Below are 2,064 nucleotides of genomic sequence, written 5' to 3'. Positions count from 1 at the left end.
CTCGGGAACAGCGCTCGGCCGCCGCGCCACCGCCGCCACGGCGGCCGGAGACGGCTCGGCCTTGCGGCGCTTGTCAGCGGATGGGGAGGTGACCGGCCGCCATGTCGTCGAGGCGGCACGGCTGCAGGACGCTCTTGCCTCGGCCTTGCTGGAGGAGGAAGCGCGCTGGCTGGGCGTTGGCTTCACCAATCTCCTGCATCTCTATTCGCCCGATGTGCTGGTCGTCGGCGGTGGCATCGCCAATGGGCTCGATCTGATGCTGCCGACCATCGAGGCGACCATCAGGCAACGGGCCATGCGCGCCTATCGCGACGTGCCGGTCGTTCAGGCCCAGCTTGGCCGCCATGCCGGGCTCGTCGGCGCCGCCAGCCTTGTGCTGTTCGACGACGGGGGCACTTTGGCAGCCCGCATGCCTGTCGGCCCAAGCACGTTTCCGGACACGCCGCTGAGCAAGACCGGCACGGTCTGACGTTGCGAACTGCATGACAAAGGCCAGAGGCAGCACGCCTCCGGCCTTTTACGCATTGACCGCGCGTCATTACTCGGCGGGAACAACGTCCGCCGGCAGGCTATCGTCGGCCGTGCCCGCCAGCGCTCTGGCCAGCTTGGCCTCGTCGAGTTCGCCTTCCCAGCGAGCCACCACCAGCGTGGCGACAGCATTGCCGACGAAGTTGGTCAACGCCCGGCACTCCGACATGAAGCGGTCGACGCCGAGGATCAGCGCCATGCCGGCGACCGGCACCGCCGGAACCACCGAAAGCGTCGCCGCAAGGGTGATGAAGCCGGCCCCGGTGATGCCGGCGGCACCCTTGGACGAAAGCATGGCCACCAGCAGCAGCAGGATCTGGTCACCCATAGACAGGTGGATGTTGGTCGCCTGTGCGATGAACAGCGCCGCCAGCGTCATGTAGATGTTGGTGCCGTCGAGGTTGAAGGAATAGCCGGTTGGGATGACCAGGCCGACGACCGAGCGCTTGGCGCCGGCCTTCTCCATCTTTTCCATCAGCGAGGGCAGGGCGGCTTCCGACGAGGAGGTGCCCAGCACCAAAAGCAGCTCTTCCTTGATATAGCGGATCAGCGACAGGATGGAGAACCCGTTGTAGCGGCAGACCGCGCCAAGCACGACGAACACGAACAGGAACGACGTCACGTAGAAGGTGCCGACCAGCATAGCGAGATTGATCACCGCGCCGATGCCGTATTTGCCGATGGTGAAGGCCATCGCGCCGAAGGCACCAATGGGGGCCGCCTTCATCAGCACGCTGACCAGCTTGAAGATCGGTGTCGTCAGCGCCTGCAGGAAATTGAGCACGGGCGTGCCCTTGTCGCCGGCCAACGCCAGCGCGATGCCGAACAGCACCGAGAAGAACAGCACCTGCAGGATGTCGCCGTCGGCGAAGGCGCCGACGATGGTCGACGGGATGATGTTCATCAGGAAGCCGGTGACCGACTGGTCGTGCGCCTTGGCGGCGTAATTGCTGATGGTCGAGGCGTCGAGCGTCGCCGGGTCGATGTTGAAGCCGGCGCCCGGCTGCACGACATTGGCGACGACAAGGCCGATGATCAGAGCCAGCGTCGAAAAGGTGACAAAATAGAGCATCGCCTTGCCGGCGACACGTCCGACCTTCTGCAGGTCGCTCATGCCGGCAATGCCCGTAGTCACGGTCAGGAAAATGACCGGGGCGATGATCATCTTGACCAGCTTGATAAAGGCGTCGCCGAGCGGCTTCATGCTCTCGCCGACCGACGGATAGAAATGGCCGAGCAGGATGCCGACGGTGATCGCGACGAGCACCTGCACGTAGAGTTGGGCATAGAAAGGCTTGCGCTGCGCGGCAAGCGCGCCTGATTGGTCTGCGATGTGCATCGAACTCTCCCTGGCCGGATGGGGCGGAGCGCCCTGCGTGACTTCTCCCATCGCGGCGCTCCGGTCGCACGCCGCTGCCAGGGAGTTTTGCAAGCGCTGTGCCAGTTCGCGGAAAGGCCGGAACCACGGGATTTCCGCCTTTGTCTGACGTCATGCGGCCAAAGCCTGTGCGGATTTCCGCACAGGCAGTGTTTGCC

Annotated in this window: 2 protein-coding genes; one reads left to right on the top strand and one right to left on the bottom strand. The window is 64.7% G+C overall.

The genetic code is table 11. From position 1 onward, the window contains the following. Positions 1-469: ROK family protein (locus EOD15_RS33325; RefSeq protein WP_127409245.1), on the top strand; the 469-nt coding region annotated here is incomplete at its 5' end. Between the two features lie 69 nt (positions 470-538). Here the strand turns inward: EOD15_RS33325 and EOD15_RS33320 are convergent. Further along, positions 539-1,867, bottom strand: coding sequence for a dicarboxylate/amino acid:cation symporter (locus EOD15_RS33320; RefSeq protein WP_127319206.1), 1,329 nt, complete (start codon positions 1,865-1,867; stop codon positions 539-541). Positions 1,868-2,064: the final 197 nt, after the last annotated feature.

The organism is Mesorhizobium sp. M7A.T.Ca.US.000.02.2.1 (assembly GCF_003996995.1).
Lineage (GTDB): Bacteria > Pseudomonadota > Alphaproteobacteria > Rhizobiales > Rhizobiaceae > Mesorhizobium.
This window is presented reverse-complemented; position numbering and strand designations above follow the sequence as displayed.